Here is a 4,647-nt window from a genome sequence, read left to right as displayed (position 1 = left end):
TGATCAGCTCCGCCGCACGGCCGCTCCCGCCGGCGCAGCAGATCGGCTATCAACCCCCTGGGCTCTCACAATGATCGAGGGAACAGAGGGGGCACGTCAAGTTTCAGTATTCAACTGAAATCTAAGCAATACCGCGTTATATCATACGATATTCTCCGCAAATCAACACCCGGAGGCACTTCAAACACTGCGGCGCGCCCAATTTTATCCACTAAAAACGAATACTTGTTGATGATGCTATATGAGTGCTCCCGACCTTCATAATCATCGACCATAAGAATGGTGCCAGCCTTTGAATTTATTATGCAACACAAGGCACAAGCCGCCCTGAATCGACCATCAATAAGGACAAAGTCAGGACTCCAGTTTCGCCTACTGATTTCAGTCCAAACACCATGCACATAATCTGGCCACCGCCTAAACGATCTATTATCTACTGGATTACCCCACTCTCTCGTTTGACCTATATCCGCATAATAAGGAACATAATCAGAAGTGCTATCTTCCAATGCTACTGCATCACTCACTGCGCGCAGGAAAATATTGTCACTTTCTACAGATATTATTTGAGGCACCTTAAAACGGGCGGCTAACCGCTTACTACCGCCAGCTCCATATTCCAGATAACATTTAGAGGTCGACAGGTGCCGCTCTAGGAAATCGATCTCCTGACTAGGCATATGTGGCATATCTGGAATGATGATAGCCGGAAATCTTTGCAAGTGAACCTTGCCATTACGTCGATTTTCTTCAATCAACAAATCGATAAAATCTGGGGATGGCCTTTCTACCGAAGGTTCTCGGTCAAAGATTTGCGTTTCACCATAACCAGCAGCAGCGTACGCCTCAGGAGTAGAGTGCAAGCCTTCCTCGCCTATGTATTTCGCCAATGAAACAAGCGTATTTATCTTTGCTGTTCCAAGCACACACGACGCCACGTCCTTCGCGGCATCTTGCGAAGTGCCAGGACTGCTATATCCTAGAGAAGAAAAATATTGACGAATTGCTGAATTGTCGCGTTCCTTGTATGGTCGCTTACGAACAATATCGAGATATCCATCAATGAACGGCTTTTGCTTCAACCATTGGCGTTTCGTCAGGGCGAAGCCCCACTTATGGTCCATTTCAATTATAAGATGACTTTGTGATATTTGTTCATCTAATCTCAAGCGGTGATTACCGTATGCGGCGACATAAGCAATTTTCTCGTCGCCTAGAGCAAGTTCGGACATTCTATCTAGGGTAGCAATATAATGATAAGACAGAACCATGTCGTCTTCAAAGAAATAAGCTACATCAGCTCCCAATTCTGCGAACGACCACCTTTCAGCTCGATCAAAGTTTAAGGCCACTCCTAAATTTACGTCTGCCGCAAAAATAAAGCCGCTTGGGAAGTGAGTCTTAAATATTGACACACATTCTGCATGGAGGGCGCTATCACTATCTGACCAATCTTGGAAAAGTGCGATAGGCGAACCTTCAATCGAGCGACTTTGGTTCTTTAAGCTATGCAGTGTGAGGTCGAGCAAATCAGGCCTGTTGAAAGACATGATACATATTGGGGTAAGGTTCATCATATACCTCCAGAACTGATGTTAGGCGCCACTCATTAATGCATGTTCGAGAAGTGCAAGCCGAGCTTCGAAATCATTTGGTTTGATGTTAACAAAGCTTTTCAAACCAATGATCGGCAACCTGGAATCTGCCTGAGAAATGGCAGCAAGAGTATCAGGCGAGGCCGATACAGATATCGCTAAAGAAAAATAGGATCCGTCCATGCCGTCAATACGTTTGACGTTAGGTATGACCAGCACGCCGTTCTGAGGTAAGTTCGATAGGTTTAACGTTCCGCCGCCGCTGGCTCGAATTTTGACATGTACATTCGGCGCGAAGCCTACAATTTGATAAGCGAGTTGAACAATCACTTCGTCAACATCGCCGTCCAACTGATAGATCAGATCGCCACCTTTTGCGGATATCCACGATCCCCAATGTTCGGGAGCGCACCAACCCGAACCCAGCCTTACATCAAGGCCTAAATTATAAACAGCGCTACGAAATGCACCATTAGTAAGCACTTTGGCTCGGGCCGCCATAACGGCGTCGGAAAGCGCATCACCGTTTAAATTATGGTCGATTACGGGAACTTTGCGGAACGGATATTCCTTACCAATCTCCAATGTCCGATACAGATTTCGGGTCGGTTCGTTGATGACCTGCGCACAAGCGGCGACAACACGCTCGGCAACCTCTGGCCATGTTGTAGGAATGTAATCGAGAACTGCAGCACAGCTTTTCTCATAAACTGAATCATCGTAAAAATTGGCTTCTATAGCCTTAGCCAATGAATCGACCGACCCAGATTCAAAGTAAACGGCCGCCGGGCCACCAACTTCCGGGATAGACGAACTATCGGAAGCGATCACGACTTTGCCGCGTTCCAGTGACTCGCCAACCGGCAGCCCCCATCCCTCATACATGCTAGGGTAAATCGAAAACTTACATGTCTCATATAGGGTCGACAATTCGCTGTCGGATATGTCCTGAAGTATCTGGATACGACCGTTTAGGAAATCGGTTTCGTAACAGCTGTTGAGGAAATCCTCAGCACGCCATCCGACCCGACCAACACATATCAATTTCGGGCAATCGCCACGCCGGGCCAGGATTTGCGCCAACGCTTTAAATGCCAGGTGATGGTTTTTTCGGCCCTCAATCGTGCTGACAAAAAGAATGAAATCGCCCGACGTGGCCAGCGCTTGTTTGAGCACCGTTCCCTCTGCAGGACGACATATGCCGCCCCCATTACGGGTTACCGTAATGCTGCCAGTATAATCCGAACCTGATTGCGCGATATAACGCAGCAAGTCGTTTTTCGTGGATTGAGAGACGGTTAAGACGGCGTCTGAGTAATTCAGAAATTCACTGATAAACCGCTCAAAAACGAGCGCGGTGCCCTGATCACAGGTTTCTTTCGCAAAGATCGGAATCAGATCGTGAATTAGCCCAACAAACCTCGCGTTATACTGTCGTCGAAAATTGTGCATGTGAAGCGCATAATTCTCTTGGACCCAGGCAGCACCTAGCAAGCAGATCACGCTTTTATTATACTTGGGAACGGTTGCGGGAGGTATGGCCCCATCTCGTGAAAGAACGCCACCGCGCGCAGCCTCTCTGTCATAATTGACGGTGCGGGACTGTACAGGTCGAGCTAAATCTTCGATAACTTCGATCAGATAACCATAGTCGACACCGACGAACGTTCGTGCCTTGTGCGAAAACGACATGAAATGGCATTCTATTGTATCAGAATAAGGGAGATTTTTAATTATCTCGGCTTGAACCCTCTGGATACCAGTCAGGTTGTCGTGATGACCGATGAAATAAACAAAATCAGATACATCAAAGAAAATATACGACGCGACCATACGTTCCCCCATCGATTCACACTACCCTTCAGACACGAAAAGTCCAGGCATCGGCACTATCGCCACTTAACCTGTTTAACTTTATTAACATCATACCGGACTAGTGGATTGATTCCAACATTTGGTGCCGCGCCGACGGCAGTTATAATTTCGTCCGGATCGGCCTTCCAGATAAAGGGCCGGGGGCTGGTTATGCGCCTTGATAAAGCGGTTGATGTCGGATTTCGTTGAAAAGGGCGGCTGCTGAGATCACGGCCAGTAACGGACGCTGAGGTTTGGTCCCGCCTCACGCGGTCGCCGGGGTCGGTGGCGGGATCAGTTTGGCGAGTTAGATTCTGGGCGGTGGCGGCGAGGAGGAACTCGTCTGTGGCACCGTTGGGACCTCGCAGGCGCAGTCGGTCCAGCTTCAGGATGCGCTTGAGGTGGGCGAACAGCATCTCGACCTTCTGCCGCTCGCGCCGGGAGACGACGTAGGCGTCGGTCTTGGCGATGTCGCGGGCGAAGTCCCGGGCGCCTTCGTGGATGGAGCGGGTCACTTCCCGCCGGCGCATTGGGCAACAACGGCTCTTCAGCGCGCAGGCGTCGCAATCCATTTTGCGCGATAGCGATAGGTGTTATCCGGCGGAGTATCGGGGTGGTCCGCGCGGAAGGCCCGCCGATATTGCTTCAGCTCCTTGCCGCCCGGACAGCGGTAGAGGTCGGCGGCATGGTCATAGGAGAAGTCGACGCGTGAGAAGGTCGCGTCGATCCGCTCGGACTTGTTGATGACGGGGATGTGCGGCTCAATGCCCTGGTCGTGGACCAGCCAGTCCAGCATTTCGGCCGAGCCGTAGGCGGTGTCCGCCGCCAGCCGGGCGGGCCAGAGCTCATGATTTCCCCCACCCGCTTGATCATGGTGCGGGCCGCCGTCACCTCGGCCTGGCGCACGGCGGTGGATGGCTCGACATCGACGACGATCGCGTGGTCCAGATCGATCAGATAGTTGGTCGCATAGGCGAAGAAGGCCAGGCCCTTGTTGGCACCGGTTCAGCGTGAGGCTGGATCGGCCGGCGAGATGAACTTGGGCGTCACCGGCGTGGCGCCGCCAAAGGCCGCGTCGTCCAACACGGCCAGATACTAGAGTGATCGCAGGCTTCGCTCGCGACGCTGAGCCGGGAACTTGGGATCAATCCCAAGACGGTGGCGAAGTGGCGCAAGCGGGCGACGGTCGAGGATTTGA

General features: G+C 51.2%; 2 protein-coding genes and 1 pseudogene. All 3 read right to left on the bottom strand.

All coding sequences use genetic code 11. From position 1 onward, the window contains the following. Nucleotides 1–110 precede the first annotated feature (110 nt). Complete coding sequence (locus DI624_RS15900) at nucleotides 111–1,577, bottom strand: hypothetical protein (RefSeq protein WP_291540511.1); 1,467 nt, start codon at nucleotides 1,575–1,577, stop codon at nucleotides 111–113. A gap of 18 nt (nucleotides 1,578–1,595) precedes the next feature. Then, the gene (locus DI624_RS15895; RefSeq protein WP_291540509.1) at nucleotides 1,596–3,440 is read right to left on the bottom strand and encodes a glycosyltransferase family 1 protein; all 1,845 of its coding nucleotides are present in this window, start codon (nucleotides 3,438–3,440) and stop codon (nucleotides 1,596–1,598) included. A gap of 274 nt (nucleotides 3,441–3,714) precedes the next feature. Continuing rightward, a pseudogene (locus DI624_RS15890) lies at nucleotides 3,715–4,568 on the bottom strand (transposase); the annotation flags it as partial. Nucleotides 4,569–4,647 lie beyond the last annotated feature (79 nt).

Origin of the sequence: Brevundimonas sp., from assembly GCF_003248455.1 — a bacterium.
GTDB lineage: Bacteria > Pseudomonadota > Alphaproteobacteria > Caulobacterales > Caulobacteraceae > Brevundimonas.
This window is presented reverse-complemented; position numbering and strand designations above follow the sequence as displayed.